This is a genomic window from Streptomyces sp. CNH189, assembly GCF_000527195.1.
In genome coordinates this window covers 153,543-173,946 of record NZ_AZUS01000017.1, presented here as the reverse complement: position 1 = coordinate 173,946, position 20,404 = coordinate 153,543, and the positions used below count along the sequence as shown (strand labels likewise).

Below are 20,404 nucleotides of genomic sequence, written 5' to 3'. Positions count from 1 at the left end.
CGGCTGTCGGAAGGAAGATCTGGGGGTGGCCTCCGGGGCCGGTGGTGGGCGTTCCGCCGCGCGCCCACCACCGGACTCCGGCCTGGCGGTTACTTCTTGAGGAAGATCCGGGTGACGTCCACGTAGCTCGAGTCCGAGCTGTAGCGGAGGCCGCCGATGTTCGAACCGAAGATCTGGAAGACCTTCGTGTAGTAGATCGGGGCAGCCGGGTTGACTTCCTTGGCGATGTACTCGCTCAGCTCGGTCCAGGCCTTGGTGGCCTCGTCGGTGTCGGTGATCTTCAGGATGCGCTGGATCTCCGAGTTGACGTGCTTGTCGTTGATGTGCGAGTAGTTCGACGCACCGTCCTGGATCTGCGTGCCGTCGTACAGCGGCGGCACCACGGTGGAGGCGGACGGCCAGTCCTGACCCCAACCGGTCATGTAGAGGTCCAGACCGTTGTTGACCTTACCGACCTGCTCGTACCAGGTAGCGGCGTCGATCTCCTTCTTCTGGATGTCGAGGCCGATCTTCTCCAGCGCGTCGGTGATCAGCACGGCCTGCTGCTGACGGACCGGCGAGTTGGCGTAGGCGTAGACGAGCTTCTTGCCCGCGAAGCCGCCCTCGTCGATCAGCTTCTTGGCGGCCGCGATGTCACCGTTCGTCTTCGTGTGCCGGTTGAACGGGTCGAAGTCCTCGCGGTAGCCCGGAGTGGTGGGCGAGGTCAGCGAGTTGGCGACCTCACCGCCGTAGGCACCGCCGTCGGCCTTGTAGATGGCCGTGGCCGGCAGGGCCAGGGTGATCGCGTCACGGAGCTTCTTGTCCTTGACGCGGTCCATGTTGAAGTTCAGCTGCCACACGTAGGGCGCGTAGCCCTGGATCGTGCGCTTCATGGCCGCCTTGTCGCTGACGACCTTCTGCAGCTGGGTGGTGGCGACCTGACCCGTGAACATCATCGCGTTCTTGGCCTCGCCCTGGTCGGCGAGAAGGGTCTTGGTCTGGTCCTCGTCGTCGTGGTTCATCTCGATGTTGAAACCGTCGACGTACTGGTGGCGCACGGAGTCGGACTTGGCGTCCCACTGCGTGTTCTTGACCAGCTTCATGGACTTGCCGGGCTTGAAGTCCGCGATCTTGTACGGGCCCGAGGCGACCGGGTCGTGGTCGTACTTCTCCTTGGTGTCCGTCTCCACGGGGACGACCGCGTAACCCGGCATGGTGAGCATCTGCGGCAGGTCGGGCTGCGCCGTCTTGAAGTGGAAGACGACCGTCTTGTCGTCCGGCGTCTCGAGGACGTTGTTGGGCAGGTGCTTGCCCTTGAACGGACCGTCGTAGGCCTTGCGGTAGGTGGTGCCCGCGCCGGACAGCCACTGCTGCAGGAAGGTCGGACCGTCGGTGATGAACGAGGAGTAGAGGCGCTCGACCGTGTGGCGGATGTCCGCCGAGTTGATCGGGTTGCCGTTCTCGTCCTTCAGGTTGTCCTTGAGGGTGTACGTCCAGGTCTTGCCGCCGTCGGTGGTCTTGCCGGCGTCGGTGGCCAGGTCGCCGACGACGGTCAGGTTGCCCTGGTCGTCCTCGTCGTACTGGGTCAGACCGCGGAAGATGAGACGGCCGAGCAGCTTGCCGTCCGAGACGTAGGTCTGGCCCGGGTCCAGGTGGGAGAAGTCGTCCTCCTGGTACACGTTCACCGTGCCACCGGGCTTGGCGCCGGGGATCTCGGCGGCCGGACCGGTCGACGCCTTGACGTCACCGATCTGCACCGGCTTGGACTGCGACTTGGCGTCGTCCTTGGTCTTGCTGTTGTCCTTCGCGGAGCTGTCGCTGCCACCGCCACCGCAGGCGGTGAGGGTCAGGGCGCCGGCGGCAACCGCGACTATCGCGGCCGTGGCGGCACGGTTACGGAAGATGCTCATGGAGACGGATCCACCTGCCTGTAGTAGTGAGCACTGCTGGTATGTGGCCGAAGCGGAAGCCGTGGGGCTGCCCGGCGCCGGCCGGTCGGGAGCGTGGGGGGTTCCCCTGTGGGCTCAGCGCCCCGTCTTGGGGTCGAAGGCGTCGCGCACCGAGTCACCGAGGAGGTTGAAGGCCACGACGAAGATCACCATCGCGATACCGGGGAAGAGCATGTAGTACGGGTCCTGCTCGATGATGCCGGCGCCGATGGCGAACATCCGGCCCCAGTCCGGCGTCGGCTCGACGTATCCGACGCCGACGAAGGAGAGGAACGCGATGCTGAGGATCGTGGAGGGCAGCGTCAGCGTCGCCTGCACCAGCGTCGGCGTGACGATGTTGGGCAGGAGTTCCTTGCGGATGATGCGCCAGGGCGAGGCACCGGAGATCCGGGCCGCTTCGATGAACTCACGGTCCCGCAGGGACAGCGTGGCGCTCCGGACGATCCGAGCCATGCTCATCCATCCGAGGAAGGACAGCACGATGATGATCGCGGAGGTGCGCACATAGGTGGGCGTCTCCTCGTCGGGGGCGACGAAGACGGTGGTGATGACGGGCATCGCGGCCACGAAGAACAGCTGGCTGGGCAGGGCCATGAAGAAGTCGGTGACCCGGCCGAGCCAGTAGTCGATCTTGCCGCCGAAGTAACCGCCGGCCAGACCGATCAGCACGCCCAGCACCGTCATCAGGATCGTCGCGGCCAGGGCCGTGGCGAGCGAGGTGCGGATGCCGTACAGCAGCTGGGTGAACACGTCCCGGCCGAGGCCGGGTTCGATGCCGAACCAGAACTCTCCGGTGATGCCGCCGAAGGGAGCCGCCGGCATCGTGAACAGGTCGAGGAGGTCGGGGTTCTCCTGCCCGTACAGGGTGTACGGGTTCTTGCCGTAGACCTTCGCGATGAGCGGCGCGGCCGCGGCTATCACGAAGAAGAACAGGACGACGACGGCAGAGACCACACCGGTCCGGTCACGCTTGAAGCGCGCCCACATCAACTGCCCGGGACTGCGGCCTTCGAGCTTCTTCGGCTCTTCGGCGTCGCCCTGAGGGGCGTTCTCCTTGTCCAAGACCGTAGAGGTGGGAGCACCCTCAAGCTCGATGGGACTCGTCATCAATTCGTCCGTTTCACAGGTTGGAGGTCGTCGGGAGCACCTGCGGCCCGACGGCCTTCGCACGACGTACGTCTTGCGCAGCGCGCGAGGGGAACAACGACGGAGGGGCGGCAGCCGCCCCGGGGGAACCCTGGCGCGGTCGTGACCTACCGACCGGCCTCACGAGTCGTCAAGGAAGGGCGCGACGCCGCGCCGCCACCGGGACGACCGTGACGGGACTGGGCGCACCCGCGGGACCTCCACCCGCCACCGGGTACGACGCGACCCATTGGGCGCTTGTGGCACCTCGCATGGGTTCCTCCTCATGAATCCGCTGGTTCACCGCAAAAAGGAACACCGGAAACCCCCGGCCCCTCGTCGGACCGAAGATCGTCAAGTGCCCCTGCGCTCGTGGATCGTCGCCGTCAGCTCACGACCCGTTCATCCGAGCTCTACGCGCCTAACTATCTGCCATGCGCCACGACCGAGCCACACCCCCGAGGTTTCGGTTCGATCACAGCTCTCGCCTACATCTTCCAAAATCCGGACAAAGGGTTTGGCGAAAGATCCCTGCGAAACGGACTTGTTACACATCTACCGGAGGCCGGTGTCCGTATAGCGGACGTTTCACGGGGGAAAACCGATTGCACTCAGGGTGCCCGGCGTGCAGGGTGCCCGAGGGGGCATCCGGGCACTCGGCCCGCCGAGTCGGCTCGGCCACGGTGACGGCCCCACCGATCGGGGGACCACCGGCCGCAGGCGCGCCGTTTTGGGAGCAGGGTAGTGCCGGGCCGGACCGTTTCGGCCTGATCAGCCCGTCATCAAGGGTTTTCCCTACCCTCCCCTTGCCGTCACCCTTTCGTCCCTCTCCGCCCCGTTCCCGCCGCCCTCACGCCCCGCCGGGCGCCGGAGACGCGAACGGCACCGGACACCCCCGTGAGGAGGCGTCCGGTGCCGTGTGCCGGTGCGGCGGGGTCAGCCGTGCTTGGCGCGGCTCGCGGCGCGGGCGCGCTCGCGGGCGTCCAGGTTCACCTTGCGGATGCGGACGGCCTCCGGGGTGACCTCCACGCACTCGTCGTCGCGGCAGAACTCCAGGGACTGCTCCAGCGACAGCTTGCGCGGCGGGACGATCGCCTCGAACGAGTCGGCCGAGGACGACCGCATGTTGGTGAGCTTCTTCTCCTTGGTGATGTTCACGTCCATGTCGTCGGAGCGCGAGTTCTCACCGACGATCATGCCCTCGTACACCTCGGTGCCCGGATCCGTGAAGAGCACACCGCGCTCCTGGAGGTTGGTCATCGCGAACGCGGTGACCGCACCCGAGCGGTCGGCGACCAGCGAACCGTTGTTACGGGTCGTCAGGGTGCCGAACCAGGGCTCGTGGCCCTCGTGGATGGAGTGGGCGATGCCGGTGCCGCGGGTCTGGGTCAGGAACTCGGTACGGAAGCCGATCAGACCACGGGAGGGCACGACGAACTCCATGCGCACCCAGCCCGAGCCGTGGTTGGACATGTTGTCCATCCGGCCCTTGCGCACGCCCATGAGCTGCGTGACCGCGCCCATGTGCTCCTCGGGCACGTCGATCGTCATGCGCTCGACGGGCTCGTAGGTCTTGCCGTCGACCTCCTTGGTGACGACCTGCGGCTTGCCGATGGTCAGCTCGAAGCCCTCGCGGCGCATCTGCTCGACCAGGATGGCCAGCGCCAGCTCGCCGCGGCCCTGCACCTCCCAGGCGTCCGGGCGGTCGGTGTCCAGGACGCGCAGCGAGACGTTGCCGATGAGCTCGCGGTCCAGACGGTCCTTGACCTGACGGGCGGTGACCTTGCGGTCCTTGACGACCGCCTTGTTGTCCGCGCCCTTGCCGGTGGCGCCGCGGCCGACCAGCGGGGAGGTGTTGGTGCCGATGGTCATGGAGATCGCCGGCTCGTCCACCGTGATCAGCGGCAGGGCGACCGGGTTCTCCGGGTCGGCCAGCGTCTCGCCGATCATGATCTCCGGGATGCCCGCGACGGCGCAGATGTCACCGGGGCCGGCCTTCTCGGCGGGCTTGCGGGTGAGCGCCTCGGTCATCATCAGCTCGGAGATGCGCACGTTGCTCACCGAGCCGTCGCGCTTCATCCAGGCGACCGTCTGGCCCTTCTTCAGCTCGCCCTGGTGGACGCGGAGCAGGGCGATACGGCCGAGGAAGTTGTCGGCGTCGAGGTTGGTGACGTGGGCCTGGAGCGGCGCGTCCTCCTCGTAGGTGGGCGCCGGGATGTGCTCGAGGATGGTGGAGAAGAACGGCTCCAGGGAGTCGGAGTCGCTCGGCACCGTGCCGTCGGCGGGCTTGGTGAGCGAGGCGACGCCGTCACGGCCGCAGGCGTAGACGATCGGGAACTCGATCTGCTCCTCGTCCGCGTCCAGGTCGAGGAAGAGGTCGTAGGTCTCGTTGACCACCTCGTCGATGCGGGCGTCGGGCCGGTCCGTCTTGTTGATGCAGAGGATGATCGGCAGTCGCTGCTGCAGCGCCTTGCGCAGCACGAACCGGGTCTGCGGGAGCGGGCCCTCGGAGGCGTCCACCAGCAGCACCACACCGTCGACCATCGACAGTCCGCGCTCGACCTCGCCGCCGAAGTCGGCGTGGCCGGGGGTGTCGATGATGTTGATGGTGATGGGCTCCCCGCCGTCCTTGGGGTGGTACTTCACCGCCGTGTTCTTGGCGAGGATCGTGATGCCCTTCTCACGCTCCAGGTCGTTCGAGTCCATCATGCGGTCGTCGACCTGGTCGAGCTGGTGGGCGGCGAAGGCGCCGGCCTGCTTGAGCATGCCGTCGACGATGGTGGTCTTGCCGTGGTCGACGTGGGCGACGATGGCGACGTTGCGGATGTCGTGACGCGTTGTAGACGCAGCCATAAAAGGCGTATCTCCCGGAGTGCTGAGGAAGGCCCTGCACGAGAAGCTCTGGTGGGCGGGCCCTGCCGGGCTGTACACGCCTCGGCCTCACCCCATGGTACGGGCCTCCGGGGGCTAAGGCTCCCGCGGCCGCCGCGGGCACCCGCCACGACGGCCCTGACCGGCGGTTACGGCCGCGCGATCTCAGTCCTCGGCCGACTCCCCGGCGCTCTTCGTCCCCGGGGTGCCGGCCGGTCCCTGCGCCGACTTCTTCAGGAAGCCCATGTCCTCGTAGACCGGGGTGCCGAAGCCGAAGGCGCCGGCGTTGGCCAGGTTCTCGCGGGCCGCGACGAGCTCCGGGCGCTGGTAGAGCGGGATGGAGCCGGCGGCCGCCCAGATCCGGGAGTCGGCCTTGCGGATCAGGTCGCGGCGGTCGCCGTCGTCGAGGGTGGCGACGGCCTGGTCGAAGAGCTGGTCGACCTGGTCGGTGCCGACGCGGGTCCAGTTCTGCTCCACGTTCAGCGAGCCGTCGGCGGCCGGGACCGGCTTGGCGTAGACGGGGCGGGCGTCGGTGGCGGGGAAGGCGGTCGCGGGCCAGGAGTACAGGGCCAGGTCGAAGGCGCCGGAGGCGATGTGGTCCTTGAAGAAGCTGTCGTTGTCGACCTTGGAGACGTCGGTGCGGATGCCGATCTTCTTCAGCATCTTCGAGATCCGGTCGGCCACGCCGGCCAGCGTCTCGGAGCCGGGTCCCGACGGCAGCACGAAGCGCAGGGCCAGCGCCTTGCCGTCCTTGGCGACGGGCGCGGTGTCCGCGCGGGCCGGGGCGGCGGTGCCCTTGGGCGCGTAGGCGCCGGCGGGGGCTCCGCCCTGCGTGAGCCGGCCGGTCCCGGTGCCCGAGTCGTGCGGGGCCTTGCCGTCGCCGTGGTTCTTCCCGTCGTCCTCGCCGACGATGTACGTGCCGTCGTCGCCGGAGCCGTCGGAGTCGCCGTCCTTGTCGGCCTCGGAGCCCGCCGCCTCCTCGCCCTCGTCCTTCTTCTCGTCCTTCTTCTTCTCCTCCTTCACCGGCCCGCCCGGCACCCAGCCGGCGTCCGCGAGCAGGGCGCGTGCCTCCTTGGCGTCCTGCTTGCCGAGGGCGCCGCTGTTGTCGGCGTAGGCGGCCTGACCGGACAGCGCCAGGTGGCTGCCGACGGGCTCGGAGGGCAGCCCGAGCGGCTTCAGGACGGACGCGGCGACGTCCTCGCGGTCCAGGGCGCGGGCCACGGCGCGGCGGACGCGCTCGTCGGAGAGGGGGCCCTCGGCGCCGTTCAGGGCGAGCTGGGTGAAGGCGGGCTCCAGTGACTTGCGCACCTCGAAGCCGCTGAGCGCCTTCTGCTGCCGGGCGTACTTCTCGGCCTTCTTGCGCAGCTTCTCGCGGGCGGAGACCTCCTCGTCGGCGGCGTCCTCGTCGGTGCCGTTGGCGACCGCCCAGGAGCGCAGCGCGTCCGCGGCGGAGCGGTCGGCCTCGGGCCCCATCAGGGGCGTGTTCCCGTCCTGCGGCAGCGCGGCGACGGTGACGCGGCGGGCGGCCTCCGGGTCGATTGCGGCGAGGTCGAGGGTGCCGTCGCTGAGAGCGGCGACGCGCTTGTCGTGCGGCACGGCGCGCAGCACGATCTTCTGCAGCTTGGGCGGGCTCCCCCACCAGCGCGGATTGCGGGCGAGGACGACCTCGTCCTCCTCGCTGTCGACCTTCTCCACCGTGAAGGGCCCGGCGGTGACCTTGATCTTCTTACGCGCCCCGTCGTTGAAGGAGTCCGGGGTGCCCATGACCTCCTTGGGGTAGAGCGGGGTGAACAGCGACTTCCAGTCGGCGTAGGGGCGGCTGAAGGTGACCTTGACCTCGAGGTCGTTCTTGCCCCGTTCGACCTTCTCGATGCGGTCGTAGCCGGCGTTGCGTGCGGTCCAGTAGGCGGTGTCCTTGCCGGACAGGGCGCGCCACTGGGCGGCGAAGTCGGCGGCGCCGATCTCCCGGCCGTCGCTCCAGACGGCCTGCTGGGCCAGCCTGTAGACGACCACCTGCTTGGGCTCGGTGTCGACGACCTCGGCGGAGGCCAGGTAGTCGGCGTTGCGCACGGCCCGGCCCCGTTCGTCCGTGCGGTACATCGACGGCAGGACGGCCTCGGCGATCCGGGAGGTGGTGCCGTCGGCGTCGGCCTGGAAGGTGTTCAGGGTGTCCGGGACGGTGTCCACGGCCCAGCGCAGGGTGCCGCCGTCGGCGACGTCGGAGCGGTCCGCGCGCGCGACGTCCGCCCCGGCGAGGGGCTTGCCCGCGGGGTCGTCGGAGCCGCATCCGGCCAGCACGGGCACCGTGAGCATGCCGGCGGTGAGGAAGGCGACCGAGCGCAGGACCGCGCGCGGGCCGATGCCGTCGTGGGACATCTCTGGGTACCTCCGGAATGCCGCGGACATGAAGATCATGCTGGTGATATTTGGCGCTCATCCGATGTATGCGGCCCACTGAAGAGGAAAGGGTCCGGCAACCCCCGGCGACACGGCGGCCCCGGCCGCCAAACCCACCCGTGCGGCCCAACGCACCCGGCGCGACGCCGCCGGGCACCGCACGATGCACCCATGCGCCTCGGCCAATCGATGCACATCCCTTCACAGCGCAAGGTGTGACGCGCAACACTCGCAGGCGCATGACCGATGCACCGCCTTGGGCCTGGAAGACCCTGGAAGTGAGGTCACGTCATGTCCGTGCACGATGAACTGACGACCGTCCAGCGCTGCCTCGACGACCTGATGCGGTCGGTGGGGCGCCTGGAGAAGCAGCTGGGCAGCGGCGGCCTGGAAATGCGCCGCGTCCGCTCCGACACCAACCACCTGCGCGAGAGCCTCGCGCTGCTCCGGGAGACCGCCGTCGCCACCGCGGGCCCGGCCAAGCGGCCCGACCTCGTGACCATCTCCGACACCCCCTACGACCCCTCGCTGTGGGTGGACACCGACGACGAGGGACTCGGCGCCCGCGACCGCCGCGCACCCTGACCCCCGCCCGGCAGCCCCGCCGATCACGGCACCCCCGACGCCTACCGGAGTGGACGACGTGGCCACTGGTACGGAACCCCCTGCGACCGAACCCGATCACCGCGGCGGCGTGAGATCCGGCACCCGCGCCGCGATCTCCGCCCCGCACCTGCGGACCGACCGCTGGTGGCTGGCCCCGGCCGCCACCGCGGCCGGGCTGCTCGCCTTCGTCGTCTACTCGACCTGGCGGGCCTTCGCGAACGCCCACTACTACGCGGCGCCGTACGTCTCGCCGTTCTACTCGCCGTGCCTGGCGGAGAACTGCGAGCCGATGCGCGGCGGGCCGAACTGGGAGCTGTTCGGCGGCTGGTGGGGCATCTCGCCGGCGATCATCATCCTGATCTTCCCGCTCGGTTTCCGGCTGACCTGCTACTACTACCGCAAGGCCTACTACCGGGGCTTCTGGGCGTCCCCGCCGGCCTGCGCGGTCGCCGAACCGCACGCGACGTACACCGGCGAGACCCGTTTCCCGCTGATCCTGCAGAACATCCACCGGTACTTCTTCTACGCGGCGCTCCTGGTCGCCTGCATCCTGAGCTACGACACCGTGCTCGCCTTCCGCGACGAGCACTACGCGTGGGGCCACATGGGGCTCGGCACCCTGGTGTTCCTGCTCAACATCGCCCTGATCTGGGCGTACACCGTCTCCTGCCACTCCTGCCGGCACATCGTCGGCGGCAAGCTGAAGCACTTCTCGAAGCATCCGGTGCGCTACCGGATGTGGCAGTGGGTGGGCCGGCTCAACGCCCGGCACATGCAGCTCGCCTGGGCCTCGCTGCTGAGCGTGGCGCTCGCCGACTTCTACGTCTACCTCGTCGCGTCCGGTGTCTTCGACGATCCGCGCTTCTTCTAGCTGGGGGCCTTACTTATGTCCGTGGTCGACCGACAGGAGTGGGACGTCGTCGTGGTCGGGGCCGGCGGCGCGGGCCTGCGCGCCGCGATCGAGGCGCGCGAGCGGGGCGCCCGTACGGCCGTGATCTGCAAGTCGCTGTTCGGCAAGGCGCACACCGTGATGGCGGAGGGCGGCATCGCGGCGGCGATGGGCAACGTCAACTCCGGGGACAACTGGCAGGTGCACTTCCGCGACACCCTGCGCGGCGGCAAGTTCCTCAACCAGTGGCGGATGGCCGAGCTGCACGCCCAGGAGGCGCCGCAGCGGGTCTGGGAGCTGGAGACCTGGGGGGCGCTGTTCGACCGGACGAAGGACGGCCGGATCTCCCAGCGCAACTTCGGCGGCCACGAGTACCCGCGCCTGGCGCACGTGGGCGACCGCACCGGCCTGGAGCTCATCCGCACCCTCCAGCAGAAGATCGTCGCGCTCCAGCAGGAGGATTACGCGGAGACCGGTGACCACGAGTCCCGGCTGAAGGTCTTCCAGGAGTGCACGGTCACCCGGGTGCTGAAGGACGGCGACCAGGTCAGCGGCGTCTTCGGCTACGAGCGGGAGTCGGGCCGCTTCTTCGTCCTGGAGGCACCGGCCGTGGTGATCGCGACCGGCGGCATCGGCAAGTCCTTCAAGGTCACGTCGAACTCCTGGGAGTACACCGGCGACGGGCACGCGCTGGCGCTCCTCGCGGGGGCGCCGCTGCTGAACATGGAGTTCGTGCAGTTCCACCCCACGGGCATGGTCTGGCCGCCGTCGGTGAAGGGCATCCTCGTCACCGAGTCGGTGCGCGGCGACGGCGGGGTGCTGCGCAACTCCGAGGGCAAGCGGTTCATGTTCGACTACGTCCCGGACGTCTTCAAGGAGAAGTACGCGCAGTCCGAGGAGGAGGCGGACCGCTGGTACGACGACCCGGACCACAACCGCCGCCCGCCCGAACTGCTCCCCCGCGACGAGGTCGCCCGCGCCATCAACGCCGAGGTCAAGGCGGGCCGCGGCTCCCCGCACGGCGGGGTCTTCCTGGACGTGTCGACGCGGATGCCGGCGGAGGTGATCAAGCGACGGCTGCCGTCGATGTACCACCAGTTCAAGGAGCTGGCGGACGTCGACATCACCGCCGAGCCGATGGAGGTGGGCCCGACCTGCCACTACGTGATGGGCGGCATCGCCGTCGACTCCGACTCGGCGGCGGCGCGCGGGGTGCCGGGGCTGTTCGCCGCCGGCGAGGTCGCGGGCGGGATGCACGGCTCCAACCGGCTCGGCGGCAACTCGCTGTCCGACCTGCTGGTCTTCGGCCGCCGGGCCGGCCGGCACGCGGCCGAGTACGCGAGCGGCGCGGGCTCCGCACGCCCCCGGGTGGACGACGCGGAGGTCGACACGGCCGCCGCCGAGGCGCTGCGCCCGTTCTCCGCGGAGGGCGAGGAACCGGCCGAGGGACCACCGGAGAACCCCTACACCGTGCACCAGGAGCTCCAGCAGACGATGAACGACCTGGTCGGCATCATCCGCCGCGAGCACGAGATGGAGCAGGCCCTGGAGAAGCTCGCCGAGCTGCGGACACGGGCCCGTCGCGCGGGCGTGGAGGGCCACCGGCAGTTCAACCCCGGCTGGCACCTCGCGCTGGACCTGCGGAACATGCTGCTGGTCAGCGAGTGCGTGGCCCGGGCCGCGCTGGAGCGCACCGAGTCGCGCGGCGGCCACACCCGCGAGGACCACGCCGGCATGGACCGCGCCTGGCGCAACGTCAACCTGCTGTGCGCGCTCACCGACCCCTCGGGCGGTCTCGCCGCCACGGACGCCGTGCGCGGCCAGATCACCCTGACCCGTGAGACCACCGAACCCATCCGCCCCGACCTGCTCGCCCTGTTCGAGAAGGACGAGCTCGTCAAGTACCTGGCCGAAGAGGAGCTCTACGAGTGAGCAGCTACGAGGCCCGCTTCAGGGTGTGGCGGGGGGACGTCGACGGAGGCGGCCTGGAGGACTTCGCGGTCGAGGTGAACGACGGCGAGGTGGTCCTCGACATCATCCACCGGCTCCAGGCCACCCAGACCCCCGACCTCGCCGTGCGCTGGAACTGCAAGGCCGGCAAATGCGGTTCGTGCTCGGCGGAGATCAACGGCCGCCCCCGGCTGCTGTGCATGACCCGCATGTCGGTGTTCGGCCGGGACGAGACGATCACCGTGACGCCGCTGCGGGCGTTCCCGGTGATCCGGGACCTGGTGACGGACGTCGGCTTCAACTACACCAAGGCGCGCGAGGTCCCGGCGTTCGTGCCGCCGGCCGGGGTCGGGCCGGGCGAGTACCGGATGATGCAGGAGGACGTGGACCGCTCGCAGGAGTTCCGCAAGTGCATCGAGTGCTTCCTGTGCCAGGACACCTGCCATGTCGTCCGCGACCACGAGGAGAACAAGCCGGCGTTCGCCGGACCGCGCTTCCTGATGCGGGTCGCGGAGCTGGACATGCACCCGCTGGACGCGGCCGAGGACACCGGCCTGGACCGCAAGCGCGCGGCCCAGGAGGACCACGGCCTCGGCTACTGCAACATCACCAAGTGCTGCACGGAGGTCTGCCCCGAGGGGATCAAGATCACCGACAACGCCCTGATCCCGCTGAAGGAACGGGCGGTGGACCGCACGTACGACCCGCTGGTGTGGCTGGGGAACAAGATCCGCCGCCGGTCCTGAAGGGTCAGCGGACCCAGCCGTCCTCGAACTCCTTCCAGTTGGTCTCGGTCGCCGCGAAGTCGATGTACGGGGCGAGGCCGAAGAGCTCCCGGTCGGGGTCGGTCCGGGACAGCCCCAGCCGGGCACCGCGCACGGCGGCGGCGACCGTCTCGGCGTGACCCCAGTGACTGGGGTTGCTCTCGTAGTAGAAGGGCAGCCCCATCAGCAGGTGGGTGGTGGGCGGGGTGACCTCCAGCGCGAGTGACGTCTGCTGGGCCACGTACCCGCCGTAGGTGCTCTCGAAGAGGCGCGCGGTGTCGTACGACATCACGGCGATCTGGTCGACGCGCCGGGCCACCTGCCCGAAGAACCTCTGCGACCACCACTTGGGGTGGTCGGCGACGAAGCCGGCGACCGTGTGGAGGTGCGGCAGCGGGTCGATCTGGTGGGCGGCCACGGACAGCTGCGCGTCCCGGGCGCGGGTGACGGCGCGCAGGTCGTCCAGCAGGGAGAGGTAGTCCTGGTCGTCGGAGTGCAGGGGCTCCAGGTCGAGATGGACGCCCTCGTAGCCGGTGTCCAGGACCTGCCCGGCGCTGCGCACCACCTCGTCGCGGGTGGCGGCGTCACTCAGCTCCAGGCCGTCGGGGCCGCCGTTGGCGAGGACGTCCCCGAGGAAGGCCTGGACGCGGACGCCCGGCAGTTCCCGGTGGACCGCGTCGATGAACCAGCGGGCGCGCGGATACACCGACGTGGGCAGGGTGCCGTCGTGCTCCAGCGGGCCGGTGTGGACGTACAGGTCCCGGATGCCGGTGTCCTTGAGGCGGCCGGCGAGGGCGGTGACGTCGGCGTCCTTCTTGCGCCCGTCGACCCACGCGTGCCCGAGCCACATGGCGTCCCGGTTGCGGGTGTGGGTGCCGTCCGCCGGGTCCCCCATGTAGTTGACCCGCAGCGTGGCCTCGATGGCGAGGAGCGGCACGACGACCAGCAGCGCGAGCACGAGGGCGGTGCGTCGGGCCCGGCGCACCCAGGGTCTGCGGCGCTTCTTCGCGGGCTCGGGAGCGGGTTCGGGCGCTGGTTCGGGCGTGGCCTGCGTGTCGTCCGTGCGCTCGTCCGCACCCGCCGTCCCGTCCCGCGACTCCGTGTGGTCCATGCGCCGTTCCCCTCGTCGTCGGATGTTGCGGGTGAGGACGAGGAGAACACGTGTCCTGGTTGCGGTCGGGACACCATGATCACGAAGGGTCACGGCACGGTCGACACGGCGTCAGAACAGGCTGAGCAGCGCCTCCGCCGGGTCGGTGAGGGCGGTGTCGGTGCCGGGCAGCGGCAGCTCGAACCACACCGTCTTGCCCCGGGGCGTACGGCGTGAGCCCCAGGCGGCGCTGAGCAGCCCGACGAGCTGGAGGCCCCGGCCGCCCTCGTCGGTGTCGCGGGCCCGCCGTCTGCGGGGCTGGACCAGGCCGGAGTCCCAGACCTCGCAGACCAGTGTGCGGTCGAGCAGCAGGCGGAGTCTGATCTCCCCCTCGCCGTACCGCAGGGCGTTGGTGACCAGCTCGCTGACCAGCAGCTCCGTGGTGTCGACCAGGGGCTCCATGTCCCAGGCCAGCAGCTGGGCGCGGGCGTACTCGCGGGCCCGGCCCACGCTGCGCGGCTCGCGCGGCAGGGTCCAGTCGCCCACGGAGTCGGCGGGCAGGCCCTGTACACGTGCCATCAGCAGGGCGATGTCGTCCTCGCCGTGATGGGTGTCCAGCGTGTTGAGGACGTGGTCGCAGACGTCCTCCAGCGGGGCGGAGGGGTCCGTGAGTGAGCCCACGAAGGCCTGCAGACCCTCGTCGAGGGGGTGATCGCGGCTTTCGACCAGTCCGTCCGTGTAGAGCGCGAGCAGCGCGCCTTCGGGCAGTTCGACCTCCACCTCCTCGAAGGGCTCCCCGCCGACGCCGAGCGGCATGCCGGGCGGCACGTCCAGCATCAGCGCGGTCTCGCCGGGCTCCACCAGGACGGGCGGCAGATGGCCCGCGTTGGCGAAGGTGCAGCGCCGGGTGACGGAGTCGTACACGGCGTAGACGCAGGTGGCCAGGTAGACCTCGGAGAGGTCCGCCTCGCGCGGACGGCGGGCGGCCCGGGTGGCCTGCTGGACGCCTCCCGCGAACGCCTGGGAGGGGCCGCCCGGTGCGCCGAGACCCCGGGCGATCTCGTCCAACTGGGACAGCACCTCGGCCGGTTCGAGGTCGAGCTGGGCCAAGGTGCGGACGGCGGTGCGCAGTTCACCCATGGCGACGGCCGCGCGCAGGCCGCGGCCCATGACGTCGCCGACGACCAGGGCGGTGCGGTGGCCGGGCAGTTCGATGACGTCGAACCAGTCGCCGCCGACCTCGCTGGGCCGGCCGGTCGCCACGTTTCCCGGGAGGTAGCGGCAGGCGATGTCCAGACCGGACGCCTCCGGGTCGCCGGGCGGGAGCAGGGACCGCTGCAGTATCAGGGCGCGCTCGTGCTCGCGCCGGTACAGCCGGGCGTTGTCGATGCAGACGGCGGCCCGCGCGGCCAGTTCCACGGCGAGGTCGCGGTCCCGGTCCCCGAACGGCTCACTGCCCTTGGTGCGGGCGAACTGGGCGAGGCCCACCACGGTGTCGTGGGCGACCATCGGCACCGCGAGCGTGGACTGCACCAGGCCGCCCTCCTCGCCCGGCACGGCCTGCGGGCGGGCGGTGCGCAGGGCGTCCGCGCAGGCCGAGTTGAAGGGGTAGTGGTGGACGGCGCCCAGCTTCACCGGCTCCCCGGTGCCGCTGAAGGGTCCGTCGGAGACAGCGCTGGCGAAGGCGACCCGGCGCACCTCGGCGCTGCCGTCGGCGAGCCCCGGCGGGGTCTCGTCACCGGCCAGCAGGCCCTGGTACAGGTCGACGGTGGCCAGGTCGCAGAAGCCGGGCACCACCACGTCGAGGAGTTCGCGGGCGGTGGTCTCCAGGTCGAGGGAGTTGCCGATGCGCGCACCCGCCTCGTTCAGAAGGGCGAGATTGCGCCGCGCGGCGGCGGCCTCGCGGGCGGCGGCGCGCCGGGCGGTGATGTCCGTGCCGAGCCAGGAGATGCCGATGGGACGGCCGCTTCCGCTGTGCACGCGGTAGAGGTTGACGGACCAGTGGCGGCGCTCGTCGGAGCCCGGGACGAACCCGGTGACGTGCATGTCCGTGATCGACTCGCCGGTCTCCAGCACCCGGCGCAGGGTCGCCGCGACGCGCTCGGCCTCCCCGCGCGGCAGGTAGTCGTGGACCCCCTTGCCGCGGTGGTCGTCCGGGGTGCCGCCGAAGAGGGACGCGAACCGCTGGTTGGCCCGGCGGACCCGCAGGTCGGGGTCGATCAGCAGGAAGCCGAAGGGAGATTGGCCGAATATGGCCTGCGAGGCGGCCAGATCCGTCTCGATACGGCGCAGGGTGCGCACGTCGACGACGATGCAGACGGCGGCCTTCTCGCCCGCCTCGGTCCGCGTCGGCATGACGTAGACCTCGGCGATGCCCTCCCGCTCGCGCTCGTCCCCGGCCAGGTCGGCGGGCAGCCGGAACGGCACCACGCCCGTCCACTCCCGGCCGTCGAGGATCTCGGCCATCTTGCGCTGGCCGCGCTCCCTGCGGACGGGCTCGAGGAACGCCTCGATCGGGTCCATGCCGACGGCGCGCTCCGCGGAGATGCCGAAGATCTGCTCGGCGCGCAGGCTCCACTGGTCCACCAGCCCGTCCGGGCCGATGGAGAAGGAGGCGACCTTGATGTAGTCGTACATGGAGCCGGGCGGGGCGGTCTGCCACATCGCGTCACCGGACGGGGCATCGCCGGATACGAGGCCGTCGGCGGCCTCGCTCCTCGGGCCTCCCGTCGAGTCCTCGGACTCCGTGGCCTTCGCTGGTATCTCGCTCACGCGAACCGTCCCCTCCAGCTCACCGCGTCCGGCACCGGTCACCGGGGGCGGCTGCCCNCAGTATCCAGCACTACGGCGCCGCACAACACGGTGTTCACGATCACAGCACGGTCCCGATGCTTTTCGGTCCGCGCCGTGAGAACACTCCCAGTCTTCTAACCAGCGGACACGTCGTCGAATCCCCCAGTTCGACAACCGTCACGGACCGGAACCGGTCACTCGGTGCGACGGGGGCACGCATCCCCCCGCGAACGACCGTGCGAGACCTCACCGCGGGACCGCGAGTTCGAACCACACCGTCTTGCCGCGCGGTCCCGCCTGGTGACCCCAGCGGCACGCGGAGACGGCCAGGAGCTGCAGTCCTCGCCCGCCTTCGTCGTCGGGGCGGGCGGCGCGTTCGCGCGGGGGGTCGGGGAGGGGGTCGGACACCTCGACGAGGAGCACCCCGGGGCGCGTGGAAGGCCTGGTCAGGCAGACGCCGACGGGGCCGGTGGCGTACCGCAGGGCGTTGGTGACCAGTTCACTGACCAGCAGCGCGGCCACGTCCGAGACGGTGTCGAGCTGCCACGCGCCGAGCTGGTCCCGCACGGCGCAGCGGGCGGTGTGCACGGCACCGAGGTCCGTGGTGAAGGTCCACGTGACCCGGTCGGTGTCGGTGTCGGTCACATGGATCACCTCCTCGCCGAGCGAGCCAGGCAGTCCGACTGTGTCCGGTTCCCTGTGGTCAATAGGCACGTACCCGTTATTCACGGGAGATACCGCGCACAACGGCGCGGGACCGGCGACACCGGCGCATCGCGGGCGCCCACGGGCCGTCATCTTCACGTCCGCGCGCCGCGATCGCGCTCACCCGCCCAGCGCACCGCCGGCCCGGAGGTCGTCGAACAGCAGCTGGTCGACCGGAGGCACCTGGGCCCGGTCCGCGTACGAGAACCAGGCGATCTCGTCGATCTCGCTGCTCGCGGCCAACGTCCCCGCGTAGTCCGCGGTGTAGCAGCTCATCCGCACCACCGTGCCGCCCGGGGCGCCGGGCACCTCGGCCTCGTACGTGCCCACGTGCACCGCGGTGGCCGGGTCGAGGAGCACGGTCAGCTCCTCCTTGATCTCGCGCAGCAGCGTCTCCACGTCCGTCTCGGCACCTTCCCGCTTGCCGCCCGGGATGTAGAAGACGTCCTTGCCCCGTGGTCGCGCGCAGAGGATCCTGCCGTCCTCGATACGCACCCACGCCACTGTGTCGATCAGGGTCGACATCACTCCGCCTTCGTCGTCCGGTTGCCCGGACGACCCTAACCGCAGCCCGGACAGCGCATGTCGCTCAGCCCTCCAGGGCGGCGATCGCCTCGTCCAGCCAGGTCCGCTCCTCGGCCCCGGTCGCCCGGGCGACGCGCAGCATGCCCTGCCGGAACAGATCGGGTGCCTCGTCGGCCCGCATCGGCTCGCCGTCGCGGTAGAAGAAGCTCGACGGCGTCTCGAGGAACGTCCGGCGCCGGCGGAGGACGGCGGCCTGCCCGGCGGGGTCCGGGAGATGACGCAGGAAGGCCAGCAGTGTGAAGAAGCGCTGCCCGTCGGTGATCTCCACGTCCTTGGGGTTCCCGAGGCGGTCCAGCAGCGCGGCGCGGCCCGCGTCCGTGAGGGACAGCACCCGGCGGTGCGCGGCGCCGCTGCCGGGTTCGGTGCGCTGCTCGACCGAGCCGGCCTTCGCCAGCCGCGTGATGGCCGGGTAGAGCGCACCGTCGCTCACCGGGCGGATGTGGCCGTTGAGGGCCTGGAGCCGCGCCTTCAGTTCGTAGCCGTGCAGGGGCTCCTCGCAGAGGAACCCCAGGATCGCCAGCTCCAGCATGGACCGTTCTCCTTGCCCGCACCTGTCCGCGCACTTGTTCGCCCGGCGGGCCCATGCTATCTCTTAACGCGGTGCCTCGATAAGAGGTACAACGAAACGAGGGGGCTTGTTGTGGACACCGCGTACCACCGCCGCACGCTGGTGTCTCTGGCGTGCCCCGTCTACGTCGAGCTCCTCGCCGGGGTCACGGCCGGGATCATCAACATGGTCTGGGTGGCCCGGCTCGGCGGGGACGCCGTCGCCGCCGTCGCGGTCGCCACCAACGTCGAGAACCTGCTGCTCGGCGTGATCCTGGTGGCCGGCTCCGGCACGACCGTGCGGGTCGCGCGGGCCAGGGGCGCGGGCGATCCGGCCGCGACGCGCTCCGCCGTGCGCGGCGGCTGGACCCTGTGGGCGCTCGTCACCCCCGTGGTCGCGGCCGGCGGGTACCTGGCGCGCGAGCCGCTGGCCCGGCTGGTGCTGGGCGGCGACGACGGCCCCGCACTGTCCCTCGCCACCGGCTACTTCTCGATCGCGTTGCCGGGCATCGCGGTGTTCTACGCGACCAACGTGGTCGACGGCATCCTCAAGGGCACCGGCGACACCCGCACGCCGATGCGGCTGTCCCTGGTCGCGAACGGACTGATCCTCGCGCTGGATCCGCTCCTCGTCTTCGGCCTGGGTCTCGGGGTGCGCGGGGCGGCCGTCTCCACCGTGCTGGGGCGGAGCGTGGCGCTCGTCTGCGGCCTGCTCGTGCTGCGCCGCACCCGTCCGCCGCGGTGGAGCCCGCCCGGAGGTTCCCGGTTCCGGGGGCTCGGGGCGGACCTGCGCGCCACCGCCGTGACCGGCCTGCCGATGTCGGCCGACTTCCTCGTCCGGATGACCGGCGCCCTCGCCCTCGTCGCGGTCGTCGCCCGGATCGGCGTGAGCGACGTGGCCGCGTACGGGATCGCGACCAAGGCGATGTACGTCGTCACGATGGCCTTCTACGCGGTGCGCCAGGCCGCCGCCATCCACACCGCGCACCTGCTCGGCGCGGGACGGGACGAACGGCGGACCGTCGGCCGCCAGGCGCTGCTCGTCTCCGGGGGGCTGGGACTCGCGGCGGCCCTGGCCCTGCTGGTGGCCGGGCCGTGGATCATGCGGGTCTTCGGCGCCGGCGGCGCGATCGCGGGCGCCGGGTCCCTCTTTCTGCGATGCGTGGGGCCGTATCTCGTGCTGCTCGCCTGCCTCATCGCGCTGGGCGGCGTCTTCGACGGAAGCGGCCGGGCACGGATCCTGGTGAGGATCACCTTGTGCGGTTCGGTGCTCCAACTGGCGCTAGCGCAGGGCCTGTCGGGGTGGGGACTGCCGGGTGTCTGCCTGGCCATGGCGCTGTCGACGGCGGCACAGTGCGCGGCCGTCGTACGGCTGCACCGCCGCACGACGCGGCCCGGCGCCACGTCCGGCGGCGGGAGCCGACGGGAGGCGTCACAGGCGCGGCCCTGAACCACGGCACCGTGCGCGGCGGCCCGGCGACGGGCGCCCGGCTCGGTCCCCGGCCCCCCGACCCGGCGTTCCCACGCGGGTCGGTCGTACGGGTCGGGTGTACGGGTCGGGTGTACGGGTCGGGTGTACGGGTCGGGTGTACGGGTCGGGTGTACGGGTCGGTTGTGCGGGTCAGTTGGCGGAGGCGCCGTTCTGGCCGATGCGCTCGACCCAGTAGAGCTGTTTGTGGCCGCGGCCGTCGAGGCTGTCCGCGATCTTCTCCGCCTCGGCACGGGTCGCGTACCGGCCCACCCGGTAGCGGTTGCCGTTGTCGTCCTGACGCACGACGAGCCAGGGAAGAGTCACCGTGCCGTCGCTCATCGCTCCCCTCCACTTGCCTTCCGCGGCCAGTGCCGCGCCCCGCCCGGTAAGGAAACCGCAGTCCGCATATGCCCGAGCCTACGCCTTACCTTCACTGAGCGAATACGGGTTTTCACAAGGAGGCACGCAACCGGCCAGCACGGAGGGGGCGCACGGCGGCGGATGCGCCGTGCGCGGGGACCGACGTGTCCGGTCAGCGGCGTATGTGCGGCCTTGCCCGGCCCCAGGGGCGACCTGCGAGAACGGCCAGATTGCTTCGTCCGGCAAGCGGTTGCGGCACGTGCGGTGCGCCGGAGCGGAGAGCGGGCGTGGGGCGCGGAGGGGAGCGCGAGGGGGTGATGGGGC

Annotated in this window: 15 protein-coding genes; 5 read left to right on the top strand and 10 right to left on the bottom strand. The window is 70.6% G+C overall.

The window, feature by feature from the left end:
- Positions 1 to 89: 89 nt before the first annotated feature.
- From B100_RS0122970 to B100_RS0122955, 4 genes are all read right to left on the bottom strand, one after another.
- A complete protein-coding gene (locus B100_RS0122970; RefSeq protein WP_024886759.1) occupies positions 90 to 1,889 on the bottom strand; it encodes an ABC transporter substrate-binding protein in 1,800 nt (599 codons plus the stop codon).
- 114 nt (positions 1,890 to 2,003) lie between these two features.
- Positions 2,004 to 3,035 carry an ABC transporter permease gene (locus tag B100_RS0122965; RefSeq protein WP_024886758.1) on the bottom strand — a complete coding sequence of 344 codons (1,032 nt, stop codon included), beginning with the start codon at positions 3,033 to 3,035 and terminating at the stop codon, positions 2,004 to 2,006.
- A gap of 954 nt (positions 3,036 to 3,989) precedes the next feature.
- The gene (gene typA / locus B100_RS0122960; RefSeq protein ID WP_024886757.1) at positions 3,990 to 5,906 is read right to left on the bottom strand and encodes a translational GTPase TypA; all 1,917 of its coding nucleotides are present in this window, start codon (positions 5,904 to 5,906) and stop codon (positions 3,990 to 3,992) included.
- A gap of 183 nt (positions 5,907 to 6,089) precedes the next feature.
- Positions 6,090 to 8,300 (bottom strand): ABC transporter family substrate-binding protein, encoded by a 2,211-nt coding sequence (locus B100_RS0122955; protein WP_024886756.1) that lies wholly within the window; start codon positions 8,298 to 8,300, stop codon positions 6,090 to 6,092.
- A gap of 312 nt (positions 8,301 to 8,612) precedes the next feature.
- Between B100_RS0122955 and B100_RS0122950 the strand changes: the two genes are divergently transcribed.
- The 4 genes from B100_RS0122950 to B100_RS0122935 are packed head-to-tail and all read left to right on the top strand — an operon-like array spanning position 8,613 to position 12,512.
- Positions 8,613 to 8,906: a hypothetical protein gene (locus B100_RS0122950; RefSeq protein ID WP_024886755.1), complete on the top strand. Its 294-nt coding sequence runs from the start codon at positions 8,613 to 8,615 to the stop codon at positions 8,904 to 8,906.
- Positions 8,907 to 8,964: 58 nt separating this feature from the next.
- Positions 8,965 to 9,798 (top strand): hypothetical protein, encoded by an 834-nt coding sequence (locus B100_RS0122945; RefSeq protein WP_024886754.1) that lies wholly within the window; start codon positions 8,965 to 8,967, stop codon positions 9,796 to 9,798.
- A 15-nt stretch (positions 9,799 to 9,813) separates the two neighbouring features.
- Positions 9,814 to 11,748, top strand: coding sequence for a fumarate reductase/succinate dehydrogenase flavoprotein subunit (locus tag B100_RS0122940; protein WP_024886753.1), 1,935 nt, complete (start codon positions 9,814 to 9,816; stop codon positions 11,746 to 11,748).
- Entirely contained in the window at positions 11,745 to 12,512 is a 768-nt protein-coding gene (locus B100_RS0122935; protein ID WP_024886752.1) for a succinate dehydrogenase/fumarate reductase iron-sulfur subunit, read from the top strand. The genes B100_RS0122940 and B100_RS0122935 overlap by 4 nt, the downstream gene beginning before the upstream one ends.
- 4 nt (positions 12,513 to 12,516) lie before the next feature.
- Here the strand turns inward: B100_RS0122935 and B100_RS0122930 are convergent, their stop codons facing one another.
- The 5 genes from B100_RS0122930 to B100_RS0122910 form a co-directional block, all read right to left on the bottom strand.
- The gene (locus B100_RS0122930; protein ID WP_024886751.1) at positions 12,517 to 13,641 is read right to left on the bottom strand and encodes a glycoside hydrolase family 18 protein; all 1,125 of its coding nucleotides are present in this window, start codon (positions 13,639 to 13,641) and stop codon (positions 12,517 to 12,519) included.
- A 111-nt stretch (positions 13,642 to 13,752) separates the two neighbouring features.
- Complete coding sequence (locus B100_RS0122925) at positions 13,753 to 16,392, bottom strand: SpoIIE family protein phosphatase (protein WP_024886750.1); 2,640 nt, start codon at positions 16,390 to 16,392, stop codon at positions 13,753 to 13,755.
- A gap of 267 nt (positions 16,393 to 16,659) precedes the next feature.
- Positions 16,660 to 17,067, bottom strand: a complete 408-nt coding sequence (locus B100_RS0122920) for an ATP-binding protein (protein WP_486585682.1) — start codon at positions 17,065 to 17,067, stop codon at positions 16,660 to 16,662.
- A 171-nt stretch (positions 17,068 to 17,238) separates the two neighbouring features.
- Positions 17,239 to 17,643 carry an NUDIX hydrolase gene (locus B100_RS0122915; RefSeq protein ID WP_037723277.1) on the bottom strand — a complete coding sequence of 135 codons (405 nt, stop codon included), beginning with the start codon at positions 17,641 to 17,643 and terminating at the stop codon, positions 17,239 to 17,241.
- A gap of 64 nt (positions 17,644 to 17,707) precedes the next feature.
- A complete protein-coding gene (locus tag B100_RS0122910) occupies positions 17,708 to 18,232 on the bottom strand; it encodes a PadR family transcriptional regulator (RefSeq protein WP_024886747.1) in 525 nt (174 codons plus the stop codon).
- A 111-nt stretch (positions 18,233 to 18,343) separates the two neighbouring features.
- Between B100_RS0122910 and B100_RS0122905 the strand changes: the two genes are divergently transcribed.
- Entirely contained in the window at positions 18,344 to 19,699 is a 1,356-nt protein-coding gene (locus B100_RS0122905) for an MATE family efflux transporter (RefSeq protein ID WP_024886746.1), read from the top strand.
- A 171-nt stretch (positions 19,700 to 19,870) separates the two neighbouring features.
- Here B100_RS0122905 and B100_RS0122900 read toward each other — a convergent pair whose 3' ends face one another.
- Entirely contained in the window at positions 19,871 to 20,059 is a 189-nt protein-coding gene (locus tag B100_RS0122900) for an SPOR domain-containing protein (protein WP_024886745.1), read from the bottom strand.
- Positions 20,060 to 20,404: the final 345 nt, after the last annotated feature.